This window comes from Paenibacillus sabinae T27 (assembly GCF_000612505.1).
GTDB lineage: Bacteria > Bacillota > Bacilli > Paenibacillales > Paenibacillaceae > Paenibacillus_AQ > Paenibacillus_AQ sabinae.
Genome location: NZ_CP004078.1, coordinates 4,134,299 through 4,151,764, shown reverse-complemented (window position 1 = coordinate 4,151,764; position 17,466 = coordinate 4,134,299). Strand labels below are relative to the sequence as shown.

The following is a 17,466-nucleotide window of genomic DNA, read 5'->3' as shown; positions in this document are numbered from 1 at the left end:
CCATGCTACTCTGATTTTGAGAAGGGTTCTCAATAATATTGGGACTTGTCACCAAGCAGCCTGTAAGGGGAGCAGCCATATGAATAAAACGCTGAGTCTAAATGAGTCGATATTCGATCTGGTCAGCCGTGATCCCGAAGTGATGGACATTATGCTCGAACTGGGCTTTCGGGATATCGCCAAGCCGGGGATGCTGCAGACAGCCGGTCGAATCATGACATTGGCTAAAGGAATCAAGCTTAAAAAAATAGATATAGACACCGTCAAGCAGACGTTTCTGCGTCACGGATTCATCATTCAGGAATAGAGGAGCGGATCAATATGAGCGAATTAATCAATAACCGGGAAGTCCATGCGTCGGAGCAGACCCATCGGCAGAACATACTGAAAGAAATCATCAAGGAGCTGCATGCCGGAAAAAGCGTCGAGGAAGTAAAAGCCCGCTTTGAAGAAGCGGTCGGAGACGTGACGGTGGCGGAAATCTCCGCAATGGAGCATTCGCTGATGACGGAGGAGGGAATACCGGCCTCGGAAGTCCAGCGTCTATGCTCCGTGCATACGGCCATCTTCAAGGGCTCGATTGAAGAGATTCACCGGCCGTCGAAGCCGGAGGAGCAGCCCGGTCATCCGGTGCATACGTTCAAGCTGGAGAACCGCGAGATTGAGAAGCTGGTCAATTTCCGGCTGGAGCTGCACAAGGATAAATTCCGCAAAAGCGATAATGAAGCGATCATCTTCAAGCTGCTGGAGGATCTGGGCCTTCTGCTGGACATCGACAAACACTTCAGCCGCAAGGAGAATTTGCTGTTCCCTTACCTGGAGAAGTACGGAATTTACGGTCCGACCCAGGTGATGTGGGGCGTGGACGACGGCATCCGCGGGATGATCAAGGAGGCCAAGGCTCAGCTGTCCGGCTATACCGGTAACCGGGATGAAGTGGTGTCGGCGCTTGAGCTGATCATCAAAGAAGTGAATGAGATGGTCTTTAAGGAAGAGAATATTTTGCTGCCGATGGCGCTGGACAAACTGACCGAGGACGAGTGGGTACGAATTGCCCGCGAAAGCAGCTCAATCGGCTTCTGCCTGGCCGCGCCGGAGAAAGAATGGGTGCCGGAGCGCAATCCCGAGCCCGGGAACGCCGAGGTGCCGGAAACGGCAGACACCGGAGCCCCGCAAGGTTTTATCCGCTTTGATACCGGCATTCTGTCGGTCCAGCAGCTTGAACTGATTATGAATCATCTACCGGTGGATCTGACATTCATCGATGAGAATGATGTGGTCCGTTATTTCTCCCACGGCAAAGAACGCATCTTCGCCCGCACCAAGGCCGTGATCGGCCGCACCGTGCAGAACTGCCACCCGCCGCAAAGCGTGCATGTCGTCGAGAAGCTGCTGGAGGATTTCAAATCCGGCCGCAAGGACGCTGAGGATTTCTGGATTCAAATCAAGGACAAATTTATTTATATCCGATACTTTGCCATCCGCGACAAAGCAGGGCGTTATTTGGGAACACTGGAGTTTACGCAAAACATCGCTCCGATTCGCGCCCTGGAAGGGCAGAAACGAATTTTGTCCGAGTAGAAAAGAGTTTGAACCGCCTGCGAAAGCGCCGGCGGTTTTTTTGTCTCCAAAAGTTCAGCATACTCACCCGCCTGGCAACCATTCCTTCAGTAATCCGCTTTACAGGCAAATCGGATGTAAAAATTTAGATATTCTAATCATGGCGTATAAGCTATAATTAAGGCAATTTTTTAACGGAGGTGCTTCAACATGTCAAGAAGCCGACAGCTCGAACAAACAACTATTATTCTGCTCAATAGAAAACCAAATGTAAACAAATCTCAACAGGAACGGCAGCGCGGGCTGGGCGGCTTGGCGGGAGCGGAGGATTAGTCCTCCGCCTAATAGTCATGGCATGAAGGTCCGCCTGCCTGAAAGGCGGAACATATTTTGAACCGTTACTCGGCATCACAAGTGTATTTATTGATGAAGTTTATGACGGCTTTGGCCGGCAGTACTATTTTTACGACATACAGCGTCTACTATGTGGCGAAACTGGGATTTAATCCGCTGCAGCTTATGCTGATTGGAACGGTGCTGGAGCTGACCGTACTGGTGTTTGAGGGAATCACGGGGGTAGTTGCCGATACGTACAGCCGGAGGGTGTCGGTCATCCTCGGCATGTTTATTCTGGGCGGCGGCTTCACGCTGGAGGGCAGCGCGGTCTGGCTCGCGGGAGGCACGTCTCCGTTTTCCGCCTATGCCCTGGTGCTGGGCGCACAGCTGCTGTTCGGTCTTGGCGGGACGTTCATCAGCGGAGCGGATACGGCATGGATTGTCGACGAGGTGGGCGAAGAAGAAGCCGGAAGCCTGTTCATGCGTTCCAAGCGTCTCTCGCTGGCCGCTTCCCTGCTGGGCATCGGTATCAGCGTGGGGTTGTCGATGCTTATGCCGAATCTGCCGTATTTGGCCGGCGGAGCCATCTATTTCGCGGCGGGGTTGTATTTGCTGCGCTGCATGAGGGAGACGAAGTTTCAGCCCCGCAGCCGCGAACCGCAAGCTTCGCCTTTTCGGGCGATGCGGAATACGTGGCTGGAAGGGGCAGCCGTGGTCCGCCGAAGCCCGCTGCTGATTACGATGGTCTTCGTAACGCTGCTCGGGGGCGCCTCCTCCGAAGGCTATGATCGTCTGTGGCAGGTGCATTTGATTAACGGCATCGGCTTTCCCGATCTCCCGCTGTCAATGGCGGTTTGGTTCGGCCTTATCAACGCGGCGTCAACCCTGCTGGGACTGATTGCCGTGCATTTCGCTGAAAGAAGAATCGATATGGGCGACGAGCGGAAGCTGAATGTGGTTATGCTTCTGCTAATGGCTGTCCGCATTGCCTTCATCGCCGTGTTGGCGTTGACGCCGTCATTTGGCATCGCGGTGTCTGCGGTGTTTATCATCGGCATGGCTGCTTCGGTAGCCGAGCCGGTGTACGCCTCTTGGCTGAACCGGAATCTGGAGAGCGGGAGCCGGGCGACCGTCCTGTCGATGGTGAGCCAGTCCGACGCGCTCGGCCAGACGACCGGAGGGCCGGTGGTTGGCTGGATCGGCAGCCGGTTCTCGATCCGGGCGTCTTTGCTGGCGTCAAGCATACTGCTGCTGCCCCTTTTGGCCGTATTTGGCCGGGGGACGCGCAGACCGGTGGAAAGCAAGCTCATTATGCAATACAAAGTGGACGAATAGGGGGATAACGATGAAGCTGACGGAAATGCCGGGCACGGATTTGACGTTTAAGCCTTTGGCTCTGGGGACGGCCGAGTTCGGCAGCGCCGTATCCGAAGAAGAATCCTTCCGGATCATCGACCGATTTGTGGCCGGCGGCGGCACCTGGATTGACACGGCCAGAGTGTATGCCGACTGGCTGCCGGGAGGCCACGGAAAAAGCGAACTTACGGTAGGGAAATGGCTAAAGAAAAGCGGGATAAGGAATCAGGTTCTCATTTCTACGAAGGGCGGGCACCCGAGATTGGAGACCATGAAGGTGTCCAGACTGTCCGAGGCCGAAATCCGGTCGGATGCGGAGGAAAGCCTGCTCTGTCTTGGTGTGGATACCATTGATATGTACTGGTTGCACCGTGATGACGAGAGCATACCGATTATGGAGCTTCTCGGCCCGCTTAATCATCTGGTCAAGGAAGGCAAAATCCGTTACTTCGGCTGCTCCAACTGGCGGCCTCACCGGATTCGGGAAGCAGCGGAGGCCGCAGCGGCCTATGGTGTGCAAGCTTTCTCGGCCAGTCAAATCCAGTGGAGCCTGGCAGATATCAATGATGGTTCCATTGAGGATACAACAACCGTCGAGCTGGAAAAGGAAGCCTACAAGCTTCATCAACAGACGGGACTCGGACTGTTCGCCTTTACTCCGCAGGCCAAGGGATTCTTTCAGAAGCTGCATGCCGGTGGCCCAGATACGCTCAAGGACACGGTAAGAAGAATATTCTATAACGAAACCAATCTTGCACGTATGAGACGTGTGGAGGAGCTGGCCGGTCAATTAAAGGTTTCCGTCTCGTCGATTGTGCTCGGCTATCTGATCAACCAGCCCTTTACGGTAATCCCAGTTGTCGGCGCCAGCTCCCTCGCTCAGATTGAGGATGCTCTTCCGAGCCTTGAGGTTAAATTAACTCCGTCACAGGTCAATTATCTGGAGCGGGGCTAAGGTTTTCAATAATAAGCGTGTGCCTCCAGTTCGGGAGATGCACGCTTTTTCTATCATGTTCTGCGAGTCCCGGGACCAAGGTTTATGTTATCCGCCGATTCCTTCCCCGTAACCCTCCGGGCCCCCGCCGCATATGTTGTAGCAGGGCGCTTAAGCAAAGGAGACATGATATGCAAAATCAGATTACCAATATTCTTCAGCACATGGCCCATTCGCATGAACAGATGGCGCGCATTCTGGACGCCGAGCGTCATGTGGCTGTCCGTGTAGCGCAAATCATCCATGATCTGCCGGATGCGGAGCCCGACTTTGGAGGAACCTCCGGTATCATCGAGAGCGCAGGCCAGGTGAACAAGAATATCATCTCCTACCTGAACGCATTCGCGGATCTTCAGGAGGCGATAGCCGAGCAGGTGGGCAGGGTCATTAAGGAACTGAACGGCCAGGAAGAAGAGTAGCGGGAGGCGGATATGAGCAGAGAAGAAGCCTATCTGAAAATGCTAGAATCCACCGCGGCCATCCAGTGGAACATCTCGATGATTCTGGAAGCCAAGGCGGTGGAGGCGGAAAAGGTAAAAGAGTGGACACATCACCACATTCATCCCCGAGCGTTCGAAACGCACGAAGATCAGCTCAAGGAATCACTAACCATTCATGAAACGATTGTGGAGCTGCTCGAGGGGATGACCAAGCTGGAGAACGGATTAGTCAGCAATTTGAAAGCCGTTCTGGACACCGGGGAAGAGGAGGAAAGCGGAGGCGGTTTGGGCGGTCTGGGCGATCTGGGCGGTCTGACAGCTGGCGGACTCAGTTTCGGAGAAGACGAGAAATGAGCGGGCTGCAGCTCTCGGAACGCGCCGTCAAGCTGGAAATGATCCGCTCCATCGCCCGCAGCCAGACAGCGCTGGCCGCGATTCTGGAGAGCATTGCCGAAGTGACCGGCCATTCGGAGCATGCAGCCCGAAAGCTGAGTGAGAATGTCAGATTGCTCAGCGAATACCAGAGCGCCATGTGCCGGATGATGTCCGGAATTTCACTGAACCGGCACAAGGAAGGGATTCCCTCCAAGCCTTGGCTGGCTTCGGCTTGCTCTTTGGGGATTCACCGGGCTCATGATGCACGGAAGGAGTGACAGGAGATGAAGAAAGCAAGCAGTAAGCCGTCCAGAACGGGAAGAACGGCCCGCAGACGCAAGGTCCTGCTGTCGCGGAGAACAAAGATCCGCAGAATCGGCAAGGGAGCTTCGTTAAAGGGACGGAAGAAACGGGCAGTCCGCCCTCTTCGTTCCCGGCTTCGGAAAAAAGGAGTCAGACTGGTCAAAAAGAAACGGCTCCGCCGGAAGGACGCTCAGCCGGCAGCGGCGCTGCAGCTCGTTCCCGCAGAAGCCCAGGCCCCGACTGAACAGGTAGTCGTGCCGCTGCCCGCTGAACCGAGTGTCCCGCCGGAAACGCCCCCGCCTGATGCCTATCAGCAGGGCTATAATGAAGCTTATGATGTCGGATTCGACACCGGGTTCGCCAAGGGTTTTGAGGACGGGCACAAGCTGGAGTTCAGCTAAGAGCCCTGCGGCGGCGAAGGATTCCTTTGCCGCCGCGCGGTCACTCCTGAGCGAAACTATTTAGATTTCTATTTTTTCCGTCATCTGTGGTAGACTGTCCTAGGCAGAAGCCTTGAGAAATTAACACACAGACGAAAAAGGTGGGGATGTCAGGAGTATGGAGAGCGACATCAGACAGGGGAGAATGGATGAACTGGAACAGATTATGGTTCTGATTGCCGAGTGCGTGCGCGTGATGCGAGAGGGCGGCAGCGACCAGTGGGACGAGACATACCCGAACGTGGAGGTCATTACAGGGGATCTTGAGCGGCGGACGCTGTATGTTTGCGAAGACAACGGAGCGGTTGCCGGCATTATGGTACTGGATGAAATTCAGGCGGAGCCGTACCGGACGGTTGATTGGGTGCAAAAGGAAGGTCCCAATCTGGTGATGCATCGTCTGGCGGTTCATCCACAGGTTCAAGGCAAAGGGATTGCGCGCAGATTGATCTCGTTCGCCGAGAATTTTGCCGCGGATCAAGGGTACAAAAGCATTCGAATGGATACATACGCCAAAAACGACAAGGCGCTTGAGCTGTACCGCCGTCTTGGATACGATATCAGAGGACAATTCCGCCTGCCGGACAAAATATCTCATTTTCCGGTGCTGGAAAAGATTCTGGTTCGGCCCGATTAAGTCTTTTTTTTGCCTGCAGCATTAAAAGACAGCACTTATAATTTTCGATGAAAGCACTTACATAGAAAATGGGCGAAAAACCCATCTATTTTTTGAAAGCGTAAGCATTTCGCGGTTAATCTCTATTTTTGCAGGAATACCGCGGAAAAAGAAGCTATAATCCGTAATATGAAGTTTTAAAATTTAAAATAAGTAGGCTATAATATAGACATCACCAGAAGAACTGGAAGAAAAAAAGAGCCGGATGGATAACGCTCTGAAGCGAATGTTCTTATCAATCAGCGGCCAAACCTTTTCCTTACAGAATCGGAAGGTGATGATCCCAAAATCCTTATATTATATAAGGAAGGGAGAGAGCTCCGATGGGCTAGGCAAACGGTGCATACCCCATTTAAGCGAAGCTGGGAGACGGTAATTAATACCGATTTCAGTACACTTAAAAGGTATGTTATCGGAAATTCAAGCGAACCATTGAAGAAGGAAGAAGCTGTTTCAGAACAAGACTAGCGGTCTTGTGAGAAAGGAGCGGGATTCCATTGGAAAAGGTTAGCGAAGCGTACAATTAACGATAATCGCATATAAGGAAAACGGAAGTGACAACGTTTTTCGCGAGAATCGTGTACGCGGGAACCGAACACCCATATGCTGGACATGGATCTTTCGGTGAAGTACTTCGGGAAGAAAACCGGGGTATGAAAAAGTAAGGAAAATTTGAAAACAATCTGACGATTGTCCAAAGCGGCTAAATACCGATTGGAAATCGGGCAACATGGAATCATCGAAAATGTTTACCATGTCGACGGTATGGATTGTTGCAGGAGGAAATGAATTAAATTGCATAGCCAAGAGGAGACTTAAAACCCCGTTGCCTTCATAAAAGGTTAACGGGGTTTTAGGTTTTTTATTTGGCTGGGCCGAGAATTAGTCGCGTGCCGATTCCTTCAGCTGCAGCCAGACGGCCGCCATATCCAGCTCTCCCTTGCCGCTTTGTGTTGCATCCGCGTACGTTTTTCCTGCGGCTTCGGCAAGTGGAAGACTAAGGCCCGCGCGGCGCGCTTCATCCGTGAGCAGTCCCAAATCTTTGGCGACGAGGCTGATCATGAAGGCCGAAGGATATTCGTCCTTTACATACATCTCTTTCTTGCCCTCGAACAGCTTCGTGGATACAGCCGATTCGCTGATCATCCGGAGCACCAGCTCACGGTCAAGCCCGGACTTCTCCGCGAACAGCAGCGTCTCGCCTACGCCCTGCGCGGTTACGCCGAGCAGCAAATTGATCGCCAGCTTGGCGTAGCTGCCCGCTCCGACGTCCCCGAAATGAATGACCGCCTTTCCCAGTTTGTCCAGATAAGGACGGCATGCTTCCACCGCATCACGGTCCCCGCCGGCAAGGATGACCAACTGGGCTTGCACCGCAGGACCGACTGAGCCGGATACAGGCGCATCTACATAAATTCCTCCGGCTTCACCGGTAAGCCGGGCAAATTCCTTGGCTTCCTCCGGGCCGATCGTGCTCATGTTCACTATGTAAGCATTAGGCTTGAGGTGCGCCAGAATCCCTTCTTCCCCGGCAAGCACATCCTTCACCGCATCTCCCTTGGTCAGCATCAGGAAGATGAAATCCGCTCCCTCGGCGGCCTCGGCCGACGTCCGGCGGATGACCGCCCCATCCTTGCCGAGCGGCTGCGCTCTTTCCGCAGTCCGGTTATAGACATGCAGGCCGATGCCCGCTTTGATCAAATTGCGGGCCATTGGCAGTCCCATATGCCCTGTTCCAATCCATGCAATTTTTGTCACTGGTATACACTCCTTTTCAAGGACATCATTGTTATTTTAAACCTAATACGCCGGGGTGAATAGTCAATTTTATTGCATCTGTGTGTCGGTTATGTTTGATATGTAAACTTTGTTCACTTCTATTGACAAATATTCTGTCCTTGAATTAAGATGAAGATAAATTAATACAAATTTGATCTTTTTCGTATATCCTTAATAATCGGATTAAGGGTCTCTACCGGAAACCGTAAATTTCTGGCTACGAAAATATGCCCCGGCATGTTTTTGTAGCCTTTTTTGCTTTTTTCAATTTCATTTAGGGGGAGAAATTATGGGCGGCATTCTGATAAAAAATGCAGAAATAATTACGATGAATAAGCAGGAGGAAATTCTGCGCGGCGACATCCGGATCAAGGACGACCTGATTGCGGAAATCGGCAGCGGCCTTGTGCCGCTTCCGGAAGAAACGGTGATCGACGCCATGGGGCGGACCGTCATTCCTGGCTTTGTGCAGACGCATATCCACTTGTGCCAGACGCTCTTTCGGGGCAAGGCGGACGACCTGGAGCTGATGGATTGGCTGCGTAAGCGCATCTGGCCGCTCGAAGCGGCGCATGACGGGGAGTCGCTCTACTACTCCGCGATGCTTGGCATCGGGGAGCTGATCTCCAGCGGAACGACGACGATTGTCGATATGGAGACAGTGCATCACACGGATTCCGCGTTCCAGGCGATTGCGGCGAGCGGCATCCGCGCCCTCTCCGGCAAGGTCATGATGGATCAGAGGGGCGGGGATATCCCCGAGGCGCTGCAGGAGGACACGGCGGCTTCGCTTCAGGAGAGTGTGGATCTGCTGGAAAAATGGAACGGCTATGACGGCGGACGCATCCGTTACGCTTTTTCCCCAAGGTTCGTCGTCTCCTGTACCGAGCCGCTGCTGAAGGAAGTGCGCGATTTGTCCGCCCGTTACGGGGTCAAGGTGCATACTCACGCCTCCGAGAACCAGGGCGAGATTGAGATCGTGCAGGCGATGACCGGCATGCGCAATATCGTCTACCTGGATCATATCGGCCTTGCGAACGAGCGGCTGATTCTGGCCCACTGCATCTGGCTGGATGAGGAGGAGCGGCGTATTTTGCGGGAACGGGGCGTGCATGTCAGTCATTGTCCGGGCTCCAACCTGAAGCTCTCGTCCGGCATCGCCGACACGACGGGGCTGATCCACGAGCATGTCTCGGTAAGCCTTGGCGCGGACGGCGCCCCGTGCAACAACAACCTTGATATGTTCAATGAAATGCGGCTGGCGGCGCTGATCCAGAAGCCGATTCACGGACCGACGGCGATGGACGCCAAATCCGTATTCCGGATGGCGACGATCGGAGGAGCGAAGGCGGTGGGGATGGAGAATGAAATCGGCAGCATCGAGGTCGGCAAGAAGGCGGACCTGGCAATCCTGAACCTGTACAATTTCCACACGTTCCCGTCCTTTGACGTAGACCCGATCTCCCGGATCGTGTATTCAGCTACTCGCGCGGATGTGGAGAGCACGATTGTTAACGGCAAAATCCTGATGGATCGCGGCATACTGAAGACGGTGGATAAAGATACGGTGCTGCGCGAATCGGACCGGTCGATTAAACGGCTGTTGGCCCGCACGACGCTGGGGTAATGGGGTTATTTTGAGTTAACTGAACCATAGTTCCGGAATTAATAAATTACGCCATATAAAAAGCCATGTATCAATACCAAGACCAGTAATGAGGGCTGTTAGCAGACCCAATAATTCTGGTCTTTGTCTTTTAGTCAAAAGGTGATGCTCCAAGGCCTGATTGTATGGTGAAAGAAGCGCCAAGGGTTAATATCAAGATTCCCAATCCATAATAAATATATTTCGTAATACTCAGCCCTCTCAGTCTATTTCCAGATCAATCAAAACAGTCTAGTCAAAATTAATAGTCATATGATAATATAAGTTAAATGATTTTTGTTGTAAATGCAACAAAATAAATAGCGAAAATGATAACAATTAACCATAGGAGGGATCTGCTAATATGACAATCACTATGAAGAAGTGCACGATAGAAGATTTACGCATGCTTCAAGAAATAAGTTATGAAACATTTAATGATACTTTTGGATATTTGAATACGCCCGAAAATATGAAATCCTATTTGGAGAGAGCATTTAATTTAGAGAAATTAGAACAAGAATTATCTAATGCCAGTTCATCTTTCTTTTTTATTTATAGTAATGAAGAGCTGGCTGGTTATTTAAAAGTTAATGTCAATGAAGCCCAATCAGACAATATTGCTGGCGAAGCGCTTGAGATTGAGAGGATTTATATAAGCAGAAAATTTCAAGGGCAAGGTCTGGGGAAGCGTCTTATCCAAAAAGGCATAGAAATTGCGATAGAGCAGAATAAACAGCAGGTTTGGTTAGGCGTATGGGAAAAAAATGAGGGTGCCATCCAATTTTATAAAGGAATGGGTTTTGCCCAGAACGGAGCCCACTCCTTTTACATGGGAGATGAGAAGCAAACGGATTTTATTATGGTTAAAACACTTTGATGATTGTTAGTCAGATCGCGTGCTGCGCGGTCTTTTTATGTTGAAGTTTTACATCTTCGGAATCATCTTCATAAGCTTCATCTCTGTCCCGTCGGCTGCCGGAGTATAGATAATGCACCGCAAATCGGCGCTGCCGTGAACGTGCATTGAAGTGAGCTCGAACAGCATTTTGCCGGCTTTGGAATGCCGGAACTCGATCAACACGTCGGGAGCATTGTTCACCGTGCTGCGCTGCCAGAGACGGTTGAAATCCGGATAGTTCTTGTCCATATCGCGGAGGAATTCGGTATACCATTCGTCATCAACGTATTGCCCGTAATAGGTTCTGAAAATGGCGAGAAAGCCTCCGACAAAATCCTCCCAGTTCACGGCCAGCCTTTGCAGCTCTTTGCGGGCAAACAGCAGACGGATCAAATTGCGCTGCGCTGCGGGAACCTGCTCGAAGTCGAGAAAAACATGTCTTGCGGCATCATTCCAGCCGACAATCTGGCACCGGCGGTCCGTTACAATCGTCGGCGAATATTTCAGCTCCCTTATAATTTTAAGCAGGGAAGGGCGGATTTCAGATTGAGTCTCGGAAGGAAATTCAGGTCCGGTATGTGTATCCAGCGCGAGCGAATACAGGTAGCTTCGCTCATCGGCGGTAAGCCGGAGAGCCTTGGAGACATTGTCAAGGACAGAGGCGGATACCTGGATATCACGGCCCTGTTCCAGCCAGGTGTACCAGGTGGTGCTGACGCCCGCAAGCTGTGCGACCTCTTCCCGTCTAAGCCCGGGCGTCCTTCTGCGTGTACCGGCGGGCAGGCCTGCCGACAAGGGTGAAATTTTGGCGCGCTGTGATTTTAGGAAGACGGACAACGCTTCCCTCCGGGCCTCGGCATTCATGAATCATCCCTCCAATTATGGTTATCCTGGAACTCATTATACTAGTTTAAACAGCAACTTGTAATAGGATAAAATTCGTGACATGATAACGGTGGATTTAGATTGTGGAAGATTTATGAAGGGGGATTCCGTATGGAAAGAGTTGTCATTACCGGGATGGGCGTCATTTCGCCTCTTGGAAATACTGTAGAGGAATTCTGGGAAAAACTGAGGGACGGACAATCCGGCATATCCGAAATCGATGCCTTTGATACGTCCGCCTACAAGACCAAATTTGGCGGGGTTGTGCGGAATTTTGACGCGGAAGCTTTATTCGGACGCAAAGAAGCGCGGCGTATGGACCGGTTCACCCAATTTGCGATTGCCGCCGCCGATCAGGCCATGGCCGATTCGGGGCTTAGGCCGGAGGGGATGGACCTGGAACGGTTGGGCGTATACGTAGGCTCGGGAATCGGCGGGATCGGGTCGCTGCTGGATCAACATCGAGTGCTGCTGGAGCGGGGGCCGGACCGGGTGAGCCCGACCTTAGTCCCGATGATGATTTCCAATATGGCGGCAGCCTCGATCAGTATCCGGTATGGCGCCTTAGGGCCGGCGTTATCGCCTGTTACGGCTTGCTCCATCGGCAATACGGCCATCGGCGAAGCCTTTCGGGCGATCCGGTTCGGCGAGGCCGACGTAATTCTGGCCGGGGGAGCGGAAGCGGCGATCAACGAAATCTCGCTCGCCAGCTTTGGCAACGCGCATGCTATATCCGTCCGCAATGACGATATCCGGCGGGCCAGCCGCCCGTTTGACGCGGAGCGAGACGGATTCGTCATCGGAGAGGGCGCGGGCATACTCGTGATCGAATCGCTCGCCCATGCGCAGCGCCGGAACGCGCGGATTTACGCGGAGGTGATCGGCTACGGCGCCAGCTCCGACGCCTATCATATGGTGGCGACTCATCCGGAAGGAAGAGGCGCTTATCAAGCGATGAAGCTGGCGCTGCAAGCGGCCGGTCTGTCGCCTGGCGACATCGACGTAATCAGCGCGCATGCGACCAGCACGGAAGTGGGGGACCTCTCCGAAACGAAGGCGATCAAAGCCCTGTTTGGGGATGACGCATACCGCATTCCGGTTACGGCCAACAAATCGATGACGGGGCATATGCTCGGCGCTGCCGGGGGAGCGGAAGCGATCGCCTTGGTCAAGAGCCTTATGAACAACGTCATTCCGCCGACGATCAATCTGGAGAACCCCGATCCGGACTGTGATTTAGACTATGTGCCCAATGAGGCCAGAGTAAGGAATCTTGAGATCGGCATGTCCAATTCCTTCGGCTTCGGAGGGCATAACGCAGTGATTGTAATTCGGAAATATCCGGAATGAGAGTTTACCCTTCGGGTAATCGTACGGCGAGGATCTTTTGCTTACTCCAACTCTTTACTTTTCCCCTGCTGGTTCATGAGAAGGGCCTTCAGTTCCTGAAGCTCCGTTTCAATCCGGTGCAGATGGCTCTGCATGTCGTCGATCTCCTGCTCCGCCTTGTAGTTGATCGCAAAGTCAATAATCGCCTCATGTTTGTCCCGCGCGGCCTGCCGGTTCTGGCTCATCATGATCACCGGAGCCTGGAACGCGGACAGAAAGGACAAGCATAGATTCAGCAGAATAAACGGCGGCGAATCAAAATGCCGGGTGAAGCTGAGCAAGTTCCAAATAATCCACAGCGCCAAAAAGCAAGTGAAATAAATGATGAACGTCCAGCTTCCGCCGAAAGAGGCGATACGGTCGGCCAATTTTCCGCCGGGACCCGTCTGCTTGCTGTATTCCTCATCCAGATGGGCGACGATGCGTTTTTCATAAAGCTCCACATATTGGTCAATGCGCCCTTTATGTTTGTCGTTCAGTTCAATGCCGAATCCATTAATGGTCACGTCCTCGGGCGGGACCATTTTTGCTTTCTCTTGCGCCATTGATTGTCCTCCTTAGGTGAAAAAAGAATGCCATTATCTTACCCCACCCTTTTCCAATTGTATAGGATATGAATAGGGCTGCGCTTTTATTTTTCTGGTAACGGGAACCGTTCCGCTCTCGTCATCGTCTAATCCAGTGAGGTGAACGCATTGAACTTTGATGAACTGAAAGATGCAGACCATATGGACGAAGATACGCTTAGGGCTGTGATGGAGCGGTTCGGCGACGACGTCTGGAATTATATTTATTATCTGACGTCAAGCATCGAGCTGGCGGACGGGCTGGCGCAGGAAGTGTTTGTGAAATGCTATTACCGCATCGGGACGTACCGGGGAGGGTCTTCTTTTCAAACCTGGCTGTTCTCCATTGCGCGCAATGCGGTGTTCTCCTACCGAAAGTCCCGATTTTTCAAAGCAAGTCTGTGGGGAGATTTCACTGCGCTGCCGGATCGGACGGAAAAGATCGGGGTGAACGCAGGCGGAGGCATGGTAGTTGCGGCTTCGGCAGAAATGCAGTATTTCAGCAGCATGCATGTCAATGAAATCTGGGATGTCATTATGAAGCTGCCCGCTGGCTTCCGTGAAGCGCTTGTGCTCGATTTGAAGTACGGGATGTCGGCAAAAGAAATCGCAGAACTTACGGGCTGGTCGCCCGGAACCGTCAAATCAAGGCTGTACCGCGCTCGCCGCAAAGTTCAATCCAAGCTGAAGGAGATGGAATAATGGACAACAAGCCGAATTGGTATGAGCGGGCGGAAACAGGGCCCTTTGAAAAGCGCGGATTTACGGCGGCCCATGCAGAGAATGTGATTCGCACCATCCGTGAGGGTCAGCACCGATCGGCCCGGAAACGCCAGGGTACCCGTTATACGAAAACAGCCGTTGCCGTTTGCATTGCGCTGACCATCGCCGGACTGGGGTGGGCGGCAGCGGATGGTCCTCTATCCGGTTACCGGGGAAAGGATAATGTTAGTTCAACTACTGCGGGAGTTGTTAATGAAGCGAAAATGAGGAGTACGGCCGATAAGGCGATGCTGGATATGGTGGGAATCTCTTTTCCGTTGGAATACGCAGACCACCAGTTGAAAAAGAAACAGATACTCTATTCGTATCGCAGCGGATACAATACCGCCAAAATATGGATCAGTACGGAAACGGGGGCAATGGTACGGGCGCAGGTGAACAGCTCACTAAAACCCGGGGAGGTCGATGAGAAATTAAGTGATGGAGCCAGAGCAGTGATGGCGAGTTTGGGGTATAAAGGTAACTTTGCTTATTCCGCTTCCCGTCATATCGATTATGATGCCGCCCGAGACAAGTCGGTGGCTATTCAAACCACATTATCAGCAGAAGATGCGACAGTCGGCCTTATTAACGGAGAGATTGCGGTATTTAGTTGCGAAATAGACGTCGGAACCCTAGACCCTGGTATGGTGGAAGCGGGAATCAAGACGTTAAAGATCTTGAACAAAAACAGGGGAAATTCTTCTCCGATCGGAGCCTACCTCGTGGTTAAAGAAAAAGGGGGGGTGCTGACGCTGCGTTTCAGCGGGGGGGCATCCGTTACGTTGGACAACATGGTCCGGGTTGTCTATGGGGTGAGCGATCCTGCTCTGTTCGACGGGAAGTCGGACTCCGCTTCGGTGCAGGCCCAGCGGGACAAACAACTGCTCGCTGTCAGTGAGCAGAAGCTGCGGTCAGAGCTGGAAACGCTGACTTCAGCATACGACCTGCATCTTGGGCTCGAGGATTATCAATTCAAGAAAAATCCGAAAGCTCCCGGTATCGCCACATTCACCAAGCCGGGAGTTCCGGATATCAAGATCTCCTACAACGTCTCGGGAAAGATATGGAATTTTTTAATTGATGTTCTAAAATAATTTTTCACGGCTGTTCATAGGTGTTTGCGGCAGTCTGCGCACATCACATTAAGGCAGACCTTTATGCTATGCCGCCCGCTCACCGCCGCTTTGCCAAAGCCGCAATGTCCCGGCTGTGCAGGATGGAACGGTCCGCGCCGTGGACGGCGGACCGGATCATCGCCTGCCCCAGTTCCTTCAGCGTAATGACATGGCCTGGGAAGAGAACCCGCAGCGCCGGGTACAGCCAGCTCAAAGCGTAATAGTATCGGTGGGTATTCCGCAACCCTTTGGTCGGGTGAATATAGCCCGGGCGGTACATGTACGCCGACTTGAAGGGCAGGCGCAGCAGCCGGTTCTCGGTCCTGCCCTTCACCCGGGCCCACATGCTTCGGCCTTGTTCGGTGCTGTCCGTGCCCTCCCCCGAAACGTAGCAAAACACCATTTGCGGATTTAGTCCTGCAAGCAGCTCGGCCGCATGCAGCGTCAAGTCGTAGGTCAGCCGCGTGTATTCCGCCTCACTCTTTCCTACAGAAGACACGCCCAGGCAAAAGAAACAGGCGTCATAGCCCGCAAGCCGGTCCCGGATGGGCGTAAGGTCGAACCAATCGGCATGGATGATTTCCTTCAGCTTGGGATGGGACACGCCGCAAGGTCTGCGGTTGACCGCCAGCACCTCCTCCACATCAGGATGCAGCAGGCATTCATGCAGGACGCCTTCACCGACCATGCCCGTAGCGCCGGTAAGGATCACTTTGATTGGGGTAACGGCAGGCGCTTTTCTATTTTCCATAAGTATTCCGCTCCTTTGACGGTTCTGTTATTCGTTTAGCTTCAGTACCCTCGCGATATTCTCGCAGGTTCGTTCCACATTGCGAGGCCCTTCCGCCAGAAGCTTCTCAAGGCCTGATGCGCCTGGAACAATGCCGAATACCGCATCAATGCCCTCTGCATACAGCGTGTCAATTCCCTCTCCGATATACCCGGCGACGGCAATCACTTTTTTGCCGTGTTCCTTGGCGGCCCGGGCTACCCCATAAGGGGTTTTGCCGAATTTGGTCTGAAAATCGATGCCGCCTTCCCCGGTAAACACAAAGTCCGCATCCGCCAGCTTCTCCTTCAAGCCGGTATATTCAACGACAATTCCGATGCCCTTACGGAGTACCGCCTGTGTAAAGATCAGGAGACCCGCACCTAAACCGCCGGCCGCGCCGGCTCCCGGTATATCCCGCACATCTTTCTCAAGCTGCCGTTTCACGACCTCTGCATAATGGGCGAGGTTGGCGTCCAGCCTGCGCACCATCTCGGGTGTGGCCCCTTTTTGCGGGCCAAACACAGAAGAGGCGCCATGTTCCCCGCACAGCGGGTTTGTAACGTCGCATGCCACAATCAGCTCTGCATGGCGAAGCCGTTCATCGAGCGAGGAAATGTCAATACGGGCCAGCCGGTCCAGATGTCCTCCTCCCCGGGGCAGAGGTTTTCCATCCTCGTCCAGAAATTTGGCTCCGAGCGCTTCGGCCATGCCTGTGCCGCCGTCATTCGTCGCGCTTCCCCCGATGCCGATGATCATTTTCCGGATTCCCTGGTCCAGACATTCGCGAATCAACTCGCCCGTTCCATAGGTTGTCGTATTCAAAGGGTTCTTCGTTTCCGGAGTCACCAGATGAATTCCGCTTGCGGAAGCCATCTCGATTGCCGCGGTCTTTCCGTCGCCCAGAATGCCGTACTTGGCTGTCACCGGCTGCCCGAGCGGTCCCGTTACTTCCTTGTAATGGATTTGTCCGCCCGAGGCATCGACCAGCGACTGCACCGTCCCTTCGCCGCCATCCGCCATCGGAACGTGAATATAATTAGCCGACGGGTAGACCTTTCGCAGCCCTTTTTCCATAGCAACGCAGACTTCTTTTGCCGTCATGCTCTCTTTAAAGGAATCCGGCGCCAGCACAAATGTCTTCTCTCTCATCTTCTCACCCCATGGTTAAT

20 protein-coding genes, 1 pseudogene and 1 riboswitch are annotated in these 17,466 nt (G+C 53.0%); of the genes and pseudogenes, 15 read left to right on the top strand and 6 right to left on the bottom strand.

The window, feature by feature from the left end:
• The first annotated feature begins 79 nt into the window (after positions 1–79).
• The 10 genes from PSAB_RS19080 to PSAB_RS19040 all read left to right on the top strand — a co-directional run bounded on the left by PSAB_RS19080 (position 80) and on the right by PSAB_RS19040 (position 6,441).
• The gene (locus PSAB_RS19080; RefSeq protein WP_025336187.1) at positions 80–307 is read left to right on the top strand and encodes a DUF1858 domain-containing protein; all 228 of its coding nucleotides are present in this window, start codon (positions 80–82) and stop codon (positions 305–307) included.
• Positions 308–321: 14 nt separating this feature from the next.
• Complete coding sequence (locus tag PSAB_RS19075) at positions 322–1,581, top strand: DUF438 domain-containing protein (protein WP_025336186.1); 1,260 nt, start codon at positions 322–324, stop codon at positions 1,579–1,581.
• 189 nt (positions 1,582–1,770) lie between these two features.
• A complete protein-coding gene (locus tag PSAB_RS26400) occupies positions 1,771–1,893 on the top strand; it encodes a hypothetical protein (RefSeq protein WP_264370883.1) in 123 nt (40 codons plus the stop codon).
• A 57-nt stretch (positions 1,894–1,950) separates the two neighbouring features.
• Positions 1,951–3,231: an MFS transporter gene (locus PSAB_RS19070; protein WP_025336185.1), complete on the top strand. Its 1,281-nt coding sequence runs from the start codon at positions 1,951–1,953 to the stop codon at positions 3,229–3,231.
• 10 nt (positions 3,232–3,241) lie between these two features.
• Complete coding sequence (locus PSAB_RS19065) at positions 3,242–4,207, top strand: aldo/keto reductase (RefSeq protein ID WP_025336184.1); 966 nt, start codon at positions 3,242–3,244, stop codon at positions 4,205–4,207.
• A gap of 170 nt (positions 4,208–4,377) precedes the next feature.
• Positions 4,378–4,665 carry a protein kinase family protein gene (locus tag PSAB_RS19060; RefSeq protein WP_025336183.1) on the top strand — a complete coding sequence of 96 codons (288 nt, stop codon included), beginning with the start codon at positions 4,378–4,380 and terminating at the stop codon, positions 4,663–4,665.
• Between the two features lie 12 nt (positions 4,666–4,677).
• Positions 4,678–5,040 carry an alpha-helical endospore appendage domain-containing protein gene (locus PSAB_RS19055; RefSeq protein WP_025336182.1) on the top strand — a complete coding sequence of 121 codons (363 nt, stop codon included), beginning with the start codon at positions 4,678–4,680 and terminating at the stop codon, positions 5,038–5,040.
• Positions 5,037–5,339, top strand: a complete 303-nt coding sequence (locus PSAB_RS19050; protein ID WP_025336181.1) for a hypothetical protein — start codon at positions 5,037–5,039, stop codon at positions 5,337–5,339. The genes PSAB_RS19055 and PSAB_RS19050 overlap by 4 nt, the downstream gene beginning before the upstream one ends.
• Positions 5,340–5,345: 6 nt before the next feature.
• Positions 5,346–5,765: a FliH/SctL family protein gene (locus tag PSAB_RS19045; RefSeq protein WP_025336180.1), complete on the top strand. Its 420-nt coding sequence runs from the start codon at positions 5,346–5,348 to the stop codon at positions 5,763–5,765.
• A 157-nt stretch (positions 5,766–5,922) separates the two neighbouring features.
• A complete protein-coding gene (locus tag PSAB_RS19040; RefSeq protein ID WP_025336179.1) occupies positions 5,923–6,441 on the top strand; it encodes a GNAT family N-acetyltransferase in 519 nt (172 codons plus the stop codon).
• Positions 6,442–7,362: 921 nt separating this feature from the next.
• Here the strand turns inward: PSAB_RS19040 and PSAB_RS19035 are convergent.
• Positions 7,363–8,238, bottom strand: a complete 876-nt coding sequence (locus PSAB_RS19035) for an NAD(P)-dependent oxidoreductase (RefSeq protein ID WP_025336178.1) — start codon at positions 8,236–8,238, stop codon at positions 7,363–7,365.
• Positions 8,239–8,400: 162 nt separating this feature from the next.
• A riboswitch (purine riboswitch) is annotated at positions 8,401–8,499 on the top strand.
• 49 nt (positions 8,500–8,548) lie between these two features.
• Here PSAB_RS19035 and PSAB_RS19030 point away from each other — a divergent pair.
• Positions 8,549–9,886, top strand: a complete 1,338-nt coding sequence (locus PSAB_RS19030) for a 5'-deoxyadenosine deaminase (protein ID WP_025336177.1) — start codon at positions 8,549–8,551, stop codon at positions 9,884–9,886.
• Positions 9,887–9,904: 18 nt separating this feature from the next.
• Here the strand turns inward: PSAB_RS19030 and PSAB_RS26215 are convergent.
• Positions 9,905–10,115, bottom strand: a pseudogene (locus PSAB_RS26215) (DUF6198 family protein); the annotation flags it as partial.
• 153 nt (positions 10,116–10,268) lie between these two features.
• Between PSAB_RS26215 and paiA the strand changes: the two are divergent.
• The gene (gene paiA, locus PSAB_RS19025; RefSeq protein WP_025336176.1) at positions 10,269–10,784 is read left to right on the top strand and encodes a spermidine/spermine N(1)-acetyltransferase; all 516 of its coding nucleotides are present in this window, start codon (positions 10,269–10,271) and stop codon (positions 10,782–10,784) included.
• 48 nt (positions 10,785–10,832) lie between these two features.
• On the opposite strand, the gene PSAB_RS19020 is transcribed toward paiA, so the two are convergent.
• Positions 10,833–11,669, bottom strand: coding sequence for a helix-turn-helix transcriptional regulator (locus tag PSAB_RS19020; protein ID WP_025336175.1), 837 nt, complete (start codon positions 11,667–11,669; stop codon positions 10,833–10,835).
• A 132-nt stretch (positions 11,670–11,801) separates the two neighbouring features.
• Here PSAB_RS19020 and fabF point away from each other — a divergent pair, with 132 nt between their 5' ends.
• Positions 11,802–13,040: a beta-ketoacyl-ACP synthase II gene (fabF, locus tag PSAB_RS19015; protein WP_025336174.1), complete on the top strand. Its 1,239-nt coding sequence runs from the start codon at positions 11,802–11,804 to the stop codon at positions 13,038–13,040.
• A 41-nt stretch (positions 13,041–13,081) separates the two neighbouring features.
• Here fabF and PSAB_RS19010 read toward each other — a convergent pair whose 3' ends face one another.
• Positions 13,082–13,624, bottom strand: coding sequence for a DUF1003 domain-containing protein (locus tag PSAB_RS19010; protein ID WP_025336173.1), 543 nt, complete (start codon positions 13,622–13,624; stop codon positions 13,082–13,084).
• A gap of 150 nt (positions 13,625–13,774) precedes the next feature.
• Between PSAB_RS19010 and PSAB_RS19005 the strand changes: the two genes are divergently transcribed.
• A complete protein-coding gene (locus tag PSAB_RS19005; protein WP_025336172.1) occupies positions 13,775–14,347 on the top strand; it encodes an RNA polymerase sigma factor in 573 nt (190 codons plus the stop codon).
• Complete coding sequence (locus PSAB_RS19000; RefSeq protein ID WP_025336171.1) at positions 14,347–15,504, top strand: hypothetical protein; 1,158 nt, start codon at positions 14,347–14,349, stop codon at positions 15,502–15,504. The genes PSAB_RS19005 and PSAB_RS19000 overlap by 1 nt, the downstream gene beginning before the upstream one ends.
• A gap of 79 nt (positions 15,505–15,583) precedes the next feature.
• Here the strand turns inward: PSAB_RS19000 and PSAB_RS18995 are convergent, their stop codons facing one another.
• Together PSAB_RS18995 and PSAB_RS18990 are read right to left on the bottom strand one after the other, a co-directional pair.
• Entirely contained in the window at positions 15,584–16,276 is a 693-nt protein-coding gene (locus tag PSAB_RS18995) for an NAD-dependent epimerase/dehydratase family protein (protein WP_025336170.1), read from the bottom strand.
• Between the two features lie 27 nt (positions 16,277–16,303).
• On the bottom strand, positions 16,304–17,446 hold the full coding sequence (locus PSAB_RS18990) for a glycerate kinase family protein (RefSeq protein ID WP_025336169.1): 1,143 nt from the start codon (positions 17,444–17,446) through the stop codon (positions 16,304–16,306).
• Positions 17,447–17,466: the final 20 nt, after the last annotated feature.